This is a genomic window from Erythrobacter sp. S43, from assembly GCF_057364955.1.
Genome location: NZ_CP200285.1, coordinates 1,123,819 through 1,136,397, shown reverse-complemented (window position 1 = coordinate 1,136,397; position 12,579 = coordinate 1,123,819). Strand labels below are relative to the sequence as shown.

At 59.0% G+C, this 12,579-nt stretch carries 17 protein-coding genes and 1 pseudogene; 12 read left to right on the top strand and 6 right to left on the bottom strand.

Features of this window, described 5'->3' with window-relative positions:
• Positions 1-72: 72 nt before the first annotated feature.
• Both AC0V6K_RS05475 and AC0V6K_RS05470 read left to right on the top strand, forming a co-directional pair.
• The gene (locus AC0V6K_RS05475; RefSeq protein ID WP_472625388.1) at positions 73-783 is read left to right on the top strand and encodes a hypothetical protein; all 711 of its coding nucleotides are present in this window, start codon (positions 73-75) and stop codon (positions 781-783) included.
• Between the two features lie 179 nt (positions 784-962).
• Positions 963-2,015 carry a ribonucleotide-diphosphate reductase subunit beta gene (locus AC0V6K_RS05470; protein ID WP_472625387.1) on the top strand — a complete coding sequence of 351 codons (1,053 nt, stop codon included), beginning with the start codon at positions 963-965 and terminating at the stop codon, positions 2,013-2,015.
• Positions 2,016-2,017: 2 nt separating this feature from the next.
• Here the strand turns inward: AC0V6K_RS05470 and AC0V6K_RS05465 are convergent, their stop codons facing one another.
• Entirely contained in the window at positions 2,018-3,178 is a 1,161-nt protein-coding gene (locus tag AC0V6K_RS05465) for an HNH endonuclease (RefSeq protein ID WP_472625386.1), read from the bottom strand.
• Between the two features lie 90 nt (positions 3,179-3,268).
• Between AC0V6K_RS05465 and AC0V6K_RS05460 the strand changes: the two genes are divergently transcribed.
• Complete coding sequence (locus tag AC0V6K_RS05460) at positions 3,269-3,793, top strand: DUF4440 domain-containing protein (protein WP_472625385.1); 525 nt, start codon at positions 3,269-3,271, stop codon at positions 3,791-3,793.
• On the opposite strand, the gene AC0V6K_RS05455 is transcribed toward AC0V6K_RS05460, so the two are convergent.
• The 3 genes from AC0V6K_RS05455 to AC0V6K_RS05445 form a co-directional block, all read right to left on the bottom strand.
• On the bottom strand, positions 3,790-4,290 hold the full coding sequence (locus AC0V6K_RS05455) for a hypothetical protein (RefSeq protein ID WP_472625384.1): 501 nt from the start codon (positions 4,288-4,290) through the stop codon (positions 3,790-3,792). The two genes, AC0V6K_RS05460 and AC0V6K_RS05455, sit on opposite strands and share 4 nt — an antisense overlap.
• A 64-nt stretch (positions 4,291-4,354) precedes the next feature.
• Positions 4,355-4,804, bottom strand: a complete 450-nt coding sequence (locus tag AC0V6K_RS05450; RefSeq protein WP_472625383.1) for a hypothetical protein — start codon at positions 4,802-4,804, stop codon at positions 4,355-4,357.
• 110 nt (positions 4,805-4,914) lie between these two features.
• The gene (locus AC0V6K_RS05445; protein ID WP_472625382.1) at positions 4,915-5,598 is read right to left on the bottom strand and encodes a hypothetical protein; all 684 of its coding nucleotides are present in this window, start codon (positions 5,596-5,598) and stop codon (positions 4,915-4,917) included.
• Between the two features lie 127 nt (positions 5,599-5,725).
• Between AC0V6K_RS05445 and AC0V6K_RS05440 the strand changes: the two genes are divergently transcribed.
• The 4 genes from AC0V6K_RS05440 (at position 5,726) to AC0V6K_RS05425 (ending at position 7,706) form a co-directional block, all read left to right on the top strand.
• Positions 5,726-5,989 carry an HP1242/YdcH family protein gene (locus AC0V6K_RS05440; RefSeq protein ID WP_472625381.1) on the top strand — a complete coding sequence of 88 codons (264 nt, stop codon included), beginning with the start codon at positions 5,726-5,728 and terminating at the stop codon, positions 5,987-5,989.
• The gene (locus AC0V6K_RS05435) at positions 5,982-6,137 is read left to right on the top strand and encodes a hypothetical protein (RefSeq protein WP_486172577.1); all 156 of its coding nucleotides are present in this window, start codon (positions 5,982-5,984) and stop codon (positions 6,135-6,137) included. The genes AC0V6K_RS05440 and AC0V6K_RS05435 overlap by 8 nt, the downstream gene beginning before the upstream one ends.
• Positions 6,138-6,387: 250 nt before the next feature.
• Positions 6,388-6,816 carry a hypothetical protein gene (locus AC0V6K_RS05430; protein ID WP_486172576.1) on the top strand — a complete coding sequence of 143 codons (429 nt, stop codon included), beginning with the start codon at positions 6,388-6,390 and terminating at the stop codon, positions 6,814-6,816.
• On the top strand, positions 6,813-7,706 hold the full coding sequence (locus AC0V6K_RS05425; RefSeq protein WP_472625379.1) for a sulfotransferase domain-containing protein: 894 nt from the start codon (positions 6,813-6,815) through the stop codon (positions 7,704-7,706). Before AC0V6K_RS05430 ends, AC0V6K_RS05425 begins: the two co-directional genes overlap by 4 nt.
• On the opposite strand, the gene AC0V6K_RS05420 is transcribed toward AC0V6K_RS05425, so the two are convergent.
• Both AC0V6K_RS05420 and AC0V6K_RS05415 read right to left on the bottom strand, forming a co-directional pair.
• Positions 7,703-8,269, bottom strand: coding sequence for a thermonuclease family protein (locus AC0V6K_RS05420; RefSeq protein ID WP_472625378.1), 567 nt, complete (start codon positions 8,267-8,269; stop codon positions 7,703-7,705). The genes AC0V6K_RS05425 and AC0V6K_RS05420 overlap by 4 nt on opposite strands.
• Before the next feature lie 103 nt (positions 8,270-8,372).
• Positions 8,373-8,699 carry a BufA1 family periplasmic bufferin-type metallophore gene (locus AC0V6K_RS05415; protein ID WP_472625377.1) on the bottom strand — a complete coding sequence of 109 codons (327 nt, stop codon included), beginning with the start codon at positions 8,697-8,699 and terminating at the stop codon, positions 8,373-8,375.
• Between the two features lie 208 nt (positions 8,700-8,907).
• Here AC0V6K_RS05415 and argB point away from each other — a divergent pair, with 208 nt between their 5' ends.
• From argB to AC0V6K_RS05390, 5 genes and pseudogenes are all read left to right on the top strand, one after another.
• Positions 8,908-9,807, top strand: a complete 900-nt coding sequence (gene argB, locus AC0V6K_RS05410; RefSeq protein ID WP_472625376.1) for an acetylglutamate kinase — start codon at positions 8,908-8,910, stop codon at positions 9,805-9,807.
• A 92-nt stretch (positions 9,808-9,899) separates the two neighbouring features.
• Entirely contained in the window at positions 9,900-10,196 is a 297-nt protein-coding gene (locus tag AC0V6K_RS05405) for a YggT family protein (protein WP_472625375.1), read from the top strand.
• A pseudogene (gene folD / locus AC0V6K_RS05400) lies at positions 10,193-11,087 on the top strand (bifunctional methylenetetrahydrofolate dehydrogenase/methenyltetrahydrofolate cyclohydrolase FolD). The gene AC0V6K_RS05405 and the pseudogene folD overlap by 4 nt, the downstream one beginning before the upstream one ends.
• 40 nt (positions 11,088-11,127) lie before the next feature.
• A complete protein-coding gene (locus tag AC0V6K_RS05395) occupies positions 11,128-11,895 on the top strand; it encodes a hypothetical protein (RefSeq protein WP_472625374.1) in 768 nt (255 codons plus the stop codon).
• Positions 11,896-11,907: 12 nt separating this feature from the next.
• Entirely contained in the window at positions 11,908-12,540 is a 633-nt protein-coding gene (locus AC0V6K_RS05390; RefSeq protein WP_472625373.1) for a MarC family protein, read from the top strand.
• The last annotated feature ends 39 nt before the right edge of the window (positions 12,541-12,579 follow it).

Below are 12,579 nucleotides of genomic sequence, written 5' to 3'. Positions count from 1 at the left end.
TGACGTCCCTCGGTCACCCCGCGCGAAAGATCGCCTTGCGCGTCAGGCGGGGCGCGCGGATAAGGTACTGAAATGTTTGATTGGCTCACCTACGATCTCGTACGGCTGATGGCGATTGGTGCCTTGCTGGGCGCCGCGATCAAGCTTGGTTTCTTCTGCGCACGTGATTGGAAGCACCAGATTCGCCGCTTCCAGAACTGCAACCGAATCGCGCGGGGGCAGGCCACATACGTCGAAGAGGAGCATCATCCGGAGGGCTATCGGCCCCATGCTGTTACACTAGAAGAGCGCGAAAGGCTGGCCAGTGACGTCGCGATCTTCGCGGGTCTTGGCGCCATCATGGGTGCCTCGTTCTATGCGCCGGAAGCCGAGCCCTATCACATTCTCTTCATCCTGATGGCGTTCGAAATGTGCCGCATCCTTTGGATATTGGTGATGAAGCCGCCGCTCGTTGTGCCGCATGACGGGGATCCGCCGCTCACACGATGGCAAGAGATCAAGCCGATCCTTTGGGATTTGGCGACCTTCGCAATCTTTGCCTTTCTGCTCGGCGACATCGCTGTGGAGGTGGTGCGCGCGAAGTGGTTTGGCGGGACGGTCTTCAACATCACGGTGCTGATCTTCGCTGTCTCTGTGACCGCGCTCTGCCTGTACCGGCTGCATCGCGGACCGCTCGATGATATCGATCCGATCGCGCTTTCGAAGTGGGAAGCCACCAACGGAATGATGGCCGCATGCGCCCCGCTCGCGATCATTTTCTTCGGCGCTTTGGTGTTGTTCTGAACCAGCTGTTGCAGGCCTTGCATTCAACCGCGTGAGTCACTTGCAAGTGTGATAAACTGCGACTCGGTTCGACTCAGAAAATGCACGGTTTATCCCCGCCGAATCATCGGTCCTTGCCTTCGATTCCGTACCATGATCACCTATATAGGTAAGCCAACACGAAAACAGGGAACCACAAGATGTCGTTGCTCGAAGCCCGTAACACCTACAAGCCGTTCGAATATCCATGGGCATACGACTTCTGGAAACGTCAGCAACAGATCCACTGGATGCCCGAAGAGGTGCCGCTGGGCGAGGATTGCCGCGACTGGGCGCAAAACCTCACCGAGAGCGAGCGCAATCTGCTCACCCAGATCTTCCGTTTCTTCACCCAGGCCGATGTCGAGGTGCAGGATTGCTACCACGACAAATATGGCCGCGTGTTCAAGCCGACCGAGATCAAGATGATGCTCGCCGCCTTCTCCAATATGGAGACGGTGCACATCGCGGCTTACTCCCACCTGCTCGACACGATCGGCATGCCTGAAAGCGAATACAGCGCCTTCCTCGATTACGAGGAAATGGCCGACAAGCACAATTACATGCACCAGTTCAGCGTCGACACCGACGAGGACATCGCCCGCACGCTCGCCATGTTCGGTGGCTTTACCGAAGGGCTGCAGCTGTTCGCGAGCTTTGCGATGCTGATGAACTTCCCGCGCCACAATAAGATGAAGGGCATGGGCCAGATCGTCAGCTGGTCGGTGCGCGACGAATCGCTCCACTGCGAAGGCATCATCAAGATGTTCCACACGTTCTGTGAAGAGCGTGACTGCCTGACCAAGGCGGTAAAGGAAGACATCATCGATATCTGTCAGAAGACGGTGCGCCTCGAAGATTCCTTCATCGACCTCGCATTCGAAATGGGCCCGGTCGAAGGGATGACGGCGAAGGATATCAAGAAATACATCCGCTACATCGCCGATTGGCGTCTGGGTCAGCTGAACCTTCAGCCGATCTACATGGTCGATGAGCACCCGCTGCCGTGGCTCACGCCGCTGCTCAACGGTGTCGAGCACGCCAACTTCTTCGAAACCCGCGCGACCGAATATTCAAAAGGCGCGACCAAGGGCAACTGGAACGACGTGTGGTCGAGCTTCGACAACCGCCAGAAAGCCAAAGCCGTCAACGAAGACGAAGGCGAGGCTGGCGAAGGCGCCGATATGTTCGGAGCTGTTGAAGCGGCGGAGTGATGTTAAGCTGCAATTTGATGCCAAGTTCGGTGCCAGGATAAGTATCTTGGATCGGGCTTGGCCCTCTCATCTTGAGGAAGATAAGCCATACCATGATCAGGAATCAGCTTTTTTAAGCTGTCCAAATCATTGACCTTCCTCGAGATCAGGATCTTTCCTTCGTCCGATAATGACAACAGTCCTCTGTCAAACATCCAATGCATTGTCCCTGAGAGGGCAATTCCGTTTGTGACGCGGTCATCACCTCCTTCGGCAACGCTCCATATGTGAGCAGCCTGAACCTCAGCACGGCCGCCGCCATTTATGAATTGTAGGCCTGTAAAAGCGCAACGACGATCGTAAGCGTCCAATACTCTCTTTCGAAACTGCCGGTCGCGGACCTTTCTCTCCGTCAGCATAGTTTGACGTTCAATCGGCCCAGTCCACGCCAATTGCCGCTCCTTAAACCTATCGTCGCTTTTGGGTGGATCATCGCGCGGCAATAAGCTCTCATCTCCAACAAGGCCGGCCTCGATAATCTGGTTGAAATCGACAAGACTGATTGGCCTAATTGATTGAATCGCTACCCCGCCATTCGTGCGCCCATCTGGAAGCGTCAGGCCGCTCTCAATTAGCTTTCCATTGACACGCAGGGGCACTCTTGAGCCAAACTCAAGGTAGGACTGTGGCTTCATTAGCGCGAGGTACATTTCAGGATCGACAGGATCGCGTACAATTTGTTCAACCTGCGCAACCGCGAAGTAGTCAGGGCCGCCTGCGCGCTTTGGTCGCAAATAGACAATCCATTCACCGACCGAACGCTGTGCAATTCTCAACCAGCGCCGTGGCAGGCGATAATATCGTTCAGGAACGTCGCCATAGATCGAATGATCACCGCTTTGGAAAACACATTTTGTTGGGAGGTCAGACGTAGGAGAGATTAGCTCCGAATTTACATTGTAAACGCCTCGCCCATCGAAGTTGAGGTAGCCTTCGTCGCGGAGGTCCTGCAGCACACGGCTCAGGGTCATGTCTGGAGTTTTTCCTCTCGACGCTGTTTCCTGAACGACTCGATCGAGCTCTTCATCGATGAGCAACGCTCGTGTGAAGGTAGTTGAACCCGTCCGGTGTACAAGCCTTTGCACTGCCAAGGAAACTGCTTCTGACCAAACCGCTTTGTTCATAGTGAGTTGCTACTTTGAACTTTGTTTGCTGCCAATGACTACTTATCGCTTGAATCTAATATTCTGAAGAGGGGAATTGGAGGTCCACCAATGCTCACCGCACTTGCCCTAACGCTCGCGCAAGCCGCTGAGGCTCCCGAACCTGCGCCTATTCCCACGCTCGAAAAAGCCACACAGCGCATCATCACGCGGGACCGCGATATGTTCTGGTACGCTTTTGAAGGGTGCGATGCAGACAAGGTGCGGGTGCATATCACGGATGATTTCCGCATGGTGCATGATCTGAACGGGATTGTGACCGAGAGCGGCGATGAATTTGCGGGGATGCTGAAAGAGCAATGCACCGCGCGGGCGGAGGGCGGCAATATGGCGGGTTACAAGAACCGCCGCCTGCTTGTGCCCGGATCGGACAGCGTCACGCCGCTGGGCAATTGGGGCGTGCTCCATCGCGGGTGGCACACGTTCTACGAGTGGCGCGGTGATGATTTAGGCTGGGTGCAAGTCGGAGGCGCCCGTTTCCTCAATCTGTGGCAATGGATGCCGGAAGAGGGCGTTTTCCGGATGCAGGAAACGCTTTCAATCGATCACGGCGCGGCGGCGGAACACCGCCCCTAAACCGAGCCCAGCAACAGCTTCGAATACCAGACATGGGCGTTCAACATGACGCGCCATCCGGAATCCTCGATCCCGCGCACCCATGAGCCGAAGTAGAGTCTTGTCTGTCCTACCGCTTCGCTGCTTGAGGACGAGCGGGTGCTATCTCCGCGCGGTTCGACCGCGAACCAGCTGGCGGTGTTGGTGCGGCCTGCCTCTAACAGCGCCTCGGTTTCACGCCGCTCGACCACTTTCCAAAGCGCGATGCCATCGGCTTCCCCGCGGGCGAGTGCCTTGGCGTCGGCGTTCGAGGCTCCGTGCCCGACCAAGCCCAGCGCCAATCGCTCGGGCCTAAACGCCGCGCTGCAATAAAAGCGTTCGAGATAATCGCTCAGCGACACCGCGCGACCGTCAATATTGGGCACGTCGCGATAGAAGCAGTCGCGGTAATCATCCGGCCCGCCAAATCCGGCGAGCAGGCTGCCTTCGGGCACATCGCAAGGCGTGACTTTGGCCATGCGGGCGCCATACACGAAGCGGCTCGCTCCTGCTACTGGCGTGCTATTCGCCTACCACTTGTCCCTATAGTAGACGTCCGCATCCCTTGTAGAGGTAGCCGTCATAAGTAACGCGCACGATGTCTTTCCCGTCGAAGTAGCCATCGCCGCATGGGCTTCCAGGTAAATGCTCAATCAGGACATGTATGTCTTTGCCAGCGCTCGTTTGTCCTTCGAACAGCCAACCGTGACCAATCAGCGCATCGAACTTTGTTTGCTTGCTTATCGTGCCGGTAACAGTGACCTGTCCGCCATTGCTGTCAGGGTGGCGCATGGTGAAGCCCGCACCGAGATTAGTTAGGCTGAACCCCCAAAACGGTCCGCCGCCGCCTGCTTCGTACTGAACGTAAGATGCTGCAGAAGCGGTTGCTGAGGCATTTTGTCCAGCCTGGCTAGCTGATGTAGAGAACGGCGTGTTGTGATGGCACCCGCTAAGGGCCAAAAAACCAATGCTCACGAAAGAAATATACTTCATATGCGTACCCCCGTTTTTGCACCTCTTATCGGTGCAAGAACAGGGTAACGACAAATGAAAAAAACTCCAAATTTAGGGACTTAGCTGTCCTTGGTGCCTTACGCCTGAGCTCACTCATGGCCCCAAGGCGCGGGTGGCGGGTCGATCGGTTTGGTAAGGTCGAACTCGACGCGGAAGAAGCGGTCTTCGGGTGCGCCGTTCTCCTTGGTGCGTTGCAGCTGGTATGCGAACTGCGCGTCATCGGTGCCCGCGCGGTCGATCTCGACGGTCCAGACATTGGTGATCGAAGCGTCGAGCCCCTCGCGTTTGAACATCGCGATGCTGAAGTTATCGACGGGGAAGGACTGCTTGTTGGCCCAGCCTTTGCCCTCGTCGCCCGGGATAGTGTCGCCGCCATACATGGTGACCGCGTCGGGCTCGCCATCCTTGTGGCGATGGTCATGCTTGAGACGCAGGCCGGTGTCTGTGCGGGTGATGAGCCATGTGCGGGAGCGGTCCCACTCCTCGCCCGTCTTCACATGGAACGGCACCGCGATGCGATCGGGCTCGCACTCGCGCACATGCATGACCATGTCGGCCCCCGCAAAGTCGGCATCGGCTTCGTCTTCGCTGACTAGCTCGCCCGCAAACGCCTTGCCGCAATGGCTCGCGAGCGCGCTCATAAACGAGTCCTGCGGGGCGGATGGATCGCCCGGATCGGGCTTGCAGGCGCAGGTCGGCTCGGCGCAGCTGGCGACCAGGGCGATGGGCAAAGCAAGCGCGGCGGCGCGGCGGATTGATTGGGTGGTGATCATGGGAGGAGCCTAGCGGTTGGTGTGCGGCGTGTCGCCCCCTGTTGGCGGTCTGGGCCCGGTTTGACTCACATCAAAGACCCGTGCCGCCCCGCGCTCTAGGCATGGGTTAACACAAGAGGAGATACGCATGTCCGCACACACGCCGCACGAACTGCACGATGAGTTCCCGCATGACGCCGAGACGCTGCATCGGCTGAAATTAGGCAACGCGCATTTCTGCAACCTCGCAGAGCGCTACCACGCGGTGAACCGCACGATCCACCGGATTGAGGCGGAGATCGAGCCGTGTTCGGATGCACATGCGGCACGGTTGAAACGGCAGCGTTTGAGCTTGCTAGATGAGATTTCGGCTATCCTCGAGAAAGCGGAAAGGACGGTGGTCCATGCGTAGAAGCATCCTCCTTCCCAAGCGCATGCCGCTTACCCCTTTCGCCCAGATGCGCCGTCGCCAGCGCCGCAGAAATTCCGCGCTGGCCATCCTCGGCGCGGCAGCAGCGGCCCGGCGCGCTGCCAGAATGGCGCAGACCGCAATGCGGTGACTTTTGCGATCCACCCTGCCGCCTCCATGCTGCAGGGGCTTGGTCCGCTCTGCTGGATGAGGGATTGGTGGCGCGGATCTATGAGAGTGGGGCAAGAGGCGATGCGCCACTCTCACCATGATGATCAAGGGCTCGCTCTTGAATAAGAGCCGTCGCCCCTTAGACTGCGGAGTTCGTGCAGGAGAAGGGGATCAGGATGCGGATCGTAATGGCTTTCGCGCTGGCATTGGGCAGCATGGGAAATGTCGTCATGGCGCAAGACGGCGCGGCTCAGGAAGGTGCAGCGCAAGCTTCATCGGACAGCGATGATCTGGATAAGGCGCTGGCGCTGATGATGGCCGGTCGCTCGCAAGTCGAAGGCGAAGCGCTGGAGAAGAAGCTGAAGGAAGCCTCCGCCTTCCCGCTGGGAACCAAAGAAAACCCCGTCCGCGCGCAGGGCCCTGCAGGTCAACGCGCTTACCTCGCCCGATTGCGGTGCGAGAACCTCAAACGCCCCGAGTTCTACCGCGCGGGCAGCGCAGGCGTTTCTCCCTATGGCAACATCGTCGATGTCTATGTCGTCACATGTGACGGCAGCGCGCCAGCCAAAAGCGATATCTACATCGATATGTACCACCGCGGTCATATCGAAGACGCGGCTGTGCCCGGCTTCGGTATAGTGGGTGGGCGCGCGGAATGACGCTGCCCGGCCGCGCGCGTTCGCTTGAAGAATACGGACCGATGATGGGGCTGGCTTTGGCGGGCGAGCGACCCAACCATCGTCCCTATGAACCACAAGCTGGGGATGTCTTCATCACCAGCTGGGCGAAGAGCGGGACTACGCTGATGCAGCAGATGTTCCACCAGCTGCGCATGGGCGCTGCTACAGGCGCGGGGCATATGGACTTTGACGATATCAGCCGCGTTGTTCCGTGGGATGACACCGCCTTCATGTGCGATTTCGACATGACCGCGCCTCAACCCGCCTCCCCGCGCGGCTTGAAGTCTCACCGCGAGTATGAGCGTCTCCCAGCGGGCATGCGTTATGTGGTTTCCTTGCGGGATCCGAAGGAGACCTTTGTCTCGTTCTATCGGTTCATGAATGGCTGGCATTTCGAGCGAGATGCCGTGCCGATGGAGCAGTTCCTCGACTTCTGGATGGGCGGCGGGCCGGGTGGTACGGACTACTTCACCCATCTGCTAAGCTGGTATGCGCGGCGCGACGAAGCAGACACGCTACTGCTCAATTATCGCAGCGTGGCCAAGGATCGCGCGACAGCTATCCGTCAGCTCGGTGCATTTCTCGGGATCGAAGTAACATCCAAAATTGAGGCGATGGTTTTGGAGTACACCAGCCGCGAGTTTATGGTCGAGCACAAGGATCGCTTTGACGACGCGATGGTCTGCGCCGTGCTGGAGGATCGCTGCGGCGTCCCGGCGGCGAGCGATTCCACCAAGGTGCAAGCCAGCGCAAGTTCGGTCGAGGTCATACCCGCATCCATTGCCGAGACGATCGACACAATGTGGGCGGAGCGGGTCGAGCCTGTTACCGGCCATGCCGACTATGCGGCGCTCGCAGCGAGTCTTTAGCCGCACCAGTCCTTTGGCACCGTGCCCCAACCGTTTTCGGAGGCAAGCCCGCGTGCGATCATCGCTTCGGCCAGAAACTCGCGCTCGCCATCGGACCCAACGCGGCTGACTTCGCGCAATTCGCGGCCATATTGGTCGAACGGTGGCGCATCGCCACCATCCCATTCGAACGGACCCATGGAAAGCCATGCCGCCAAAGCAGCGCGTGATTTGATGGCTGCCTCGCTCTCCGCTTCGCAGGCCCCTTCGAGCTCTGGCGCGTCATAACCGGTTAGCCGTATGCGGCGGCGGTCCTTGCCAAAGCCGACAATCAGCGTGTCACCGTCCACCACACATCCCGCGGAACGCCCGCTGCTCTTGCCGCACACGGCGAAGCTCTGGCTCACGTTGGTCCACGCGCGGTCCGCATATTGAGGACGGACGAAAAACCACCATGCCGACACCGCGACAAGCAGGACCATAGGCAGCCAGCGCCGGAAAGCTCCCGAGCTGCCGTGCTTCGGACGGCGGAAACGCGGTGTGTCGGTGGGTTTGCGGCGATTGAACATGCTGGTCGGTTCCATAGCAGGTCGCCCGCGCATCGCACCCTGCGCACACACGTTGCGCACAACAGAAAAGGGCCGCCGGAATTGTCCCGGCGGCCCTCTGGGGGTCATTCTGAAGAGCTTACGCCGCTTTCACGTCAGCGGTTTCTTCGAGCGAACCTTTGGTGCCGTCCGGACGCTCAATGGTTTCGCAGGTGCCTGCGTCGACATAGGACCAGGCGTTGCCCTGATAATCTGTGGTGCTGGTGCCGGCGCAGCTGGTGCCCGGGCCTGCCGCACAGCCGTTCTTACCGGCCAATGCAACGCCATAGCACTTCTCTTTTTCGCCGCCGCCTGCTGCTGCCAGCGCGTCTGCTTCGGTGCCGCCTTCTGGTGCGCCCGACGAACAAGCAGCTGCGAGACCTGCAAGAGCTGCCAGAGCGATCGAACCTTTAACGCGAGTAGTCATAATAAATTCCTCCTGAGTAAACTGTCATCTGGGGGCGCGTGCCTGGCGCCATCATCGGGTTTTTCGCGAGCACAATGCGAACGGTTACAGGGATTTCTGATTTTTTTCGATTTTCTTTTGAACCCAAGTGGAGCCTGCGCCTTTGCAGCGGCTCCCATTGCCGCTAACGCGCGAGGCCACACGCCTTTTGATTGGGGAAACACTGGCCATGGCCGACACCAACGATCAGACCATGCTCGCAAAAGCCGAAGTGCTGATCGAGGCGCTGCCCTATTTTCAGCGCTACGCCGGGCGCACCTTTGTGGTGAAGTATGGCGGGCACGCAATGGGTGATCCGCAGGCCGCGCGTGATTTCGCCGAAGACATCGTGCTGCTCAAAACCGTCGGCATCAATCCGGTGGTGGTGCATGGCGGCGGTCCGCAAATCGGCGCGATGCTGGAAAAGCTGGGCGTTGAAAGCACCTTTGTCGATGGCTTGCGCGTTACCGATGAAGCCACCGCTAAGGTCGCTGAAATGGTGCTGTCGGGTGCAATCAACAAAGAGATTGTCGGCTGGCTGGGCGCGGCAGGAGGCAAGGCGATTGGCCTGTCGGGCAAGGATGGCGGGCTGGTCACCGCGAAGAAGGTGGAGCGCACGACGCGTGACCCCGAAAGCCTGATCGAAAAGGCAATTGACCTGGGCTTTGTCGGGGAGCCTGCTCAGGTTGATACGACCGTGATCGACACCGCAGTGGCGGCTGGCATGATTCCGGTTATCGCGCCGATTGCGGGCGGCGCAGACGGCGCGACTTACAACATCAATGCAGACACAATGGCGGGCGCGATTGCCTCCGCCTTGGGCGCGGCTCGGCTGTTCCTTCTTACCGATGTGAAAGGCGTTCTGGATGGCAATGGAGAGCACCTGCCTGAGCTGACCCCTGCCGACATCGCCAAATTGCGCGAAGACGGCGTGATCAAGGGCGGCATGGTGCCCAAGCTGGAAACCTGCGTAGCGACTGTAGAATCGGGTTGCGAAGCCGCCGTTGTGCTCGATGGCCGAGTGGCGCACGCTATGCTGCTCGAATTCTTTACCGCTCGCGGCGCCGGTACGCTGGTGAGGGGTGGATAAAGCCGTATTAGTCGGGTAACACGGCTTCCAAGGGACTGTCACATGCCCCCGCCAACGAGCGGGTCGCACTGAAAAGAGAGAATACAAGCGATATGCAAGGATTGTTGGCCGTTTATGAGATCGTAGAGCTGCTGGTGCGGGTCTTCGTGATGCTCATCATCATCCAGTTCGTGATCGGTCTGTTGTTTGCGTTCAACGTGATCAGCCCCACGAACGATTTCCTGCGTCAGGTTTACGACTCGATCAACAAACTGGTTGAGCCGGTTTTGAGGCCGATCCGCAAGGTTATGCCGCAGACTGGGGCGCTTGATTTGTCACCTCTTGTGGTGATCATCGGAGCGCAGATCGTCCTCATTGTCCTCAAGAATATTATCCTAGCCACCGCATGACCGCGACACGGATTGACGGGAAAGCCTTTGCCGGACGCCTGCGGGAGCGGGTGGGCGAAAGCGCGCTGAAATTCACCGAGGCCTCTGGCCGAAAGCCGGGCTTGGCCGTGGTGCTTGTCGGCGATGATCCGGCGAGCCAGGTCTATGTCGGCTCCAAGGGCAAGGCGACGATTGCCGCCAATATGAACAGCTTCGAGCATCGCCTGCCAGACGATGCGAGCGAGGCGGAATTGCTCGCTCTGGTCGATCAGCTGAACAATGACGATGCGGTCGACGGTATTCTGGTTCAGCTGCCGCTGCCGGGTCACCTGGACGAGCAATCAATTATCGCTTCGATCAGCCCGGACAAGGATGTCGATGGCTTCCATGTCATCAATGCCGGTCGCCTGAGTGTGGGCCAATCCGGCTTCGTCCCATGCACTCCACTGGGTTGCATGATGCTGCTGGCGGATCGTTTGGGTGATCTCTCCGGCCTTGAAGCGGTCGTGATTGGCCGCTCGAACATCGTCGGCAAGCCGATGGCGCAGCTGCTGCTCGACGCCAACGCCACTGTCACCATCGCGCACAGCCGTACGAAGGATTTGCCCGGCGTGGTGAAGCGCGCAGATATTGTTGTCGCTGCGGTTGGTCGACCCGAAATGATCTCGCAGGGATTGGCTGAAAGACGGCGCAACCGTGATCGACGTTGGCATCAACCGCCTGCCTCCCGAACCGGGCAAGGACAAGGGCAAGCTCGTTGGCGATGTCGCTTTTGGTGAAGCCAGCGAGGTCGCCGCTGCGATCACCCCTGTGCCGGGCGGTGTGGGGCCGATGACCATTGCTGTCTTGCTACGCAACACTCTGGTCGCAGCCTATCGCAATGCGGGTTTGGATGTGCCGGAAGGGCTCTAGTCAGCCTGCGTAAATCTGCCGGAGTGAATGCGGAGAGATCATGAAAACGACTTCAAAACTCGTCGCAGCGGCTACTTTCGCATTGGTGCTGACTTCCTGCGCAGGCGGCCAGAGAGGGCCGCGTTTCAAGCCGGGCGTTATCAACCGTGTGCTGGCCACTGCGCCGGGCGAAGCGCAGCCAAGCGCTGTGGTGGCGACAGAGGTTGCCATGGCGCAGGCGGAGAAAGACGAAGGCGTCTGGAAAGCGCGTGCCCGTTTCGCAACGCCGACGGCTACTTCCCATCTGCAAAGCGGCCCGGTGCAGGCCATTCCAATTCTCTCAGGTCTGAAAGAACTGGACGGCACAGCAGAATGGTCCACACGGACTGTCGTTATGAGCTGCGACGGCGCGCTCGCCGTCGCTCAAGGCAGATTTCGCGATATCGAAGGCAAATTCGGCAGCTATGTCACGACATGGGCGCGGCAGGCTGATAATACCTACAAATGGACTTACAATGTCGATTGGATCGACAATCCGCAGCCGCCCCCACGCCGCCAGATCGAAGATGGCGAGATCGTTGTGACGTCTATCGACGCGGTTCGGGGCCTCGTTGCCAGCTGTCCGACGCCCGAAATCCCCGTCTCACCTCCGCCGCTTTCACTGACTGATAGCGATCCTGGTGCGACACAACTGTCCAAAGACCGCACCCTCCAATGGCGTTGGGAGCACCGGCCTGATGGGACCAAATTCGTCTCGGTCGATTATTTCTACGAAGGCGAATGGGTAAGGGCGCTCGAAGAAGGGCTTGCATCGCCGCCAGAAGAGTGATGAGGGGCCATTATGGTCTTCACCGAACTCTTCGTCTCTGCATTCATCACGCTGTTCGTGGTTATTGACCCGCCGGGCTGCGCGCCGATCTATGCAGGTCTGACCAAGCAGGCGAGCCCCGCGCAGGCGCGCAATATGGCGCTGCGCGCGGTGGCGATTGCTTCGGTCATTCTGGTCATCTTCGCCTTCTTTGGCGAAGACCTGCTTGGCGCGCTGCATATCGAGCTCGACAGTTTCCGCATCGCAGGCGGTTTGATGCTGTTCTGGATTGCGTTTGAGATGGTCTTTGAAAAGCGCACCCAACGCCGCACCGAACGCGCCGACAAGGTGAGCGCTGACCCCGAGATTGAAGATGTTTCGGTCTTCCCGATGGCTATGCCGATGCTCGCCGGCCCAGGCGCCATTGCAGCGATCATGCTGCTGATGAACGAGGCCGAAGGAACCGCTGAAACGATCGAAGTGTTCGCCGCGCTGGGCGCCGTGCTGCTCATCACCGCAGCTGCTCTGGTCGCCGCTGGTCCACTGATCCGTTTGCTCGGCGACAAGGTCGAAGCGGTGATCACGCGGTTGCTTGGTGTGCTGCTCGCCGCATTGGCGACCCAATATGTGATCGACGGAATTTCCGGCGCGTTCGATCTGAGCTGAATCGGCCGACAGGTTTCGGCTGTGTTCAGGCAGGATGCG

Bases quoted from the DNA above. Each gene is read 5' to 3' on its own strand.
- AC0V6K_RS05395 (WP_472625374.1), top strand. From the start codon at position 11,128: ATGAAAACGACTTCAAAACTCGTCGCAGCGGCTACTTTCGCATTGGTG.
- AC0V6K_RS05405 (WP_472625375.1), top strand. From the start codon at position 9,900: ATGCAAGGATTGTTGGCCGTTTATGAGATCGTAGAGCTGCTGGTGCGG.
- AC0V6K_RS05470 (WP_472625387.1), top strand. From the start codon at position 963: ATGTCGTTGCTCGAAGCCCGTAACACCTACAAGCCGTTCGAATATCCA.
- AC0V6K_RS05465 (WP_472625386.1), bottom strand. From the start codon at position 3,178: ATGAACAAAGCGGTTTGGTCAGAAGCAGTTTCCTTGGCAGTGCAAAGG.
- argB (WP_472625376.1), top strand. From the start codon at position 8,908: ATGGCCGACACCAACGATCAGACCATGCTCGCAAAAGCCGAAGTGCTG.
- AC0V6K_RS05430 (WP_486172576.1), top strand. From the start codon at position 6,388: ATGGCGCAAGACGGCGCGGCTCAGGAAGGTGCAGCGCAAGCTTCATCG.
- AC0V6K_RS05420 (WP_472625378.1), bottom strand. From the start codon at position 8,269: ATGGAACCGACCAGCATGTTCAATCGCCGCAAACCCACCGACACACCG.
- AC0V6K_RS05440 (WP_472625381.1), top strand. From the start codon at position 5,726: ATGTCCGCACACACGCCGCACGAACTGCACGATGAGTTCCCGCATGAC.
- AC0V6K_RS05455 (WP_472625384.1), bottom strand. From the start codon at position 4,290: ATGGCCAAAGTCACGCCTTGCGATGTGCCCGAAGGCAGCCTGCTCGCC.
- AC0V6K_RS05450 (WP_472625383.1), bottom strand. From the start codon at position 4,804: ATGAAGTATATTTCTTTCGTGAGCATTGGTTTTTTGGCCCTTAGCGGG.
- AC0V6K_RS05475 (WP_472625388.1), top strand. From the start codon at position 73: ATGTTTGATTGGCTCACCTACGATCTCGTACGGCTGATGGCGATTGGT.
- AC0V6K_RS05425 (WP_472625379.1), top strand. From the start codon at position 6,813: ATGACGCTGCCCGGCCGCGCGCGTTCGCTTGAAGAATACGGACCGATG.
- AC0V6K_RS05445 (WP_472625382.1), bottom strand. From the start codon at position 5,598: ATGATCACCACCCAATCAATCCGCCGCGCCGCCGCGCTTGCTTTGCCC.
- AC0V6K_RS05435 (WP_486172577.1), top strand. From the start codon at position 5,982: ATGCGTAGAAGCATCCTCCTTCCCAAGCGCATGCCGCTTACCCCTTTC.
- AC0V6K_RS05390 (WP_472625373.1), top strand. From the start codon at position 11,908: ATGGTCTTCACCGAACTCTTCGTCTCTGCATTCATCACGCTGTTCGTG.
- AC0V6K_RS05415 (WP_472625377.1), bottom strand. From the start codon at position 8,699: ATGACTACTCGCGTTAAAGGTTCGATCGCTCTGGCAGCTCTTGCAGGT.
- AC0V6K_RS05460 (WP_472625385.1), top strand. From the start codon at position 3,269: ATGCTCACCGCACTTGCCCTAACGCTCGCGCAAGCCGCTGAGGCTCCC.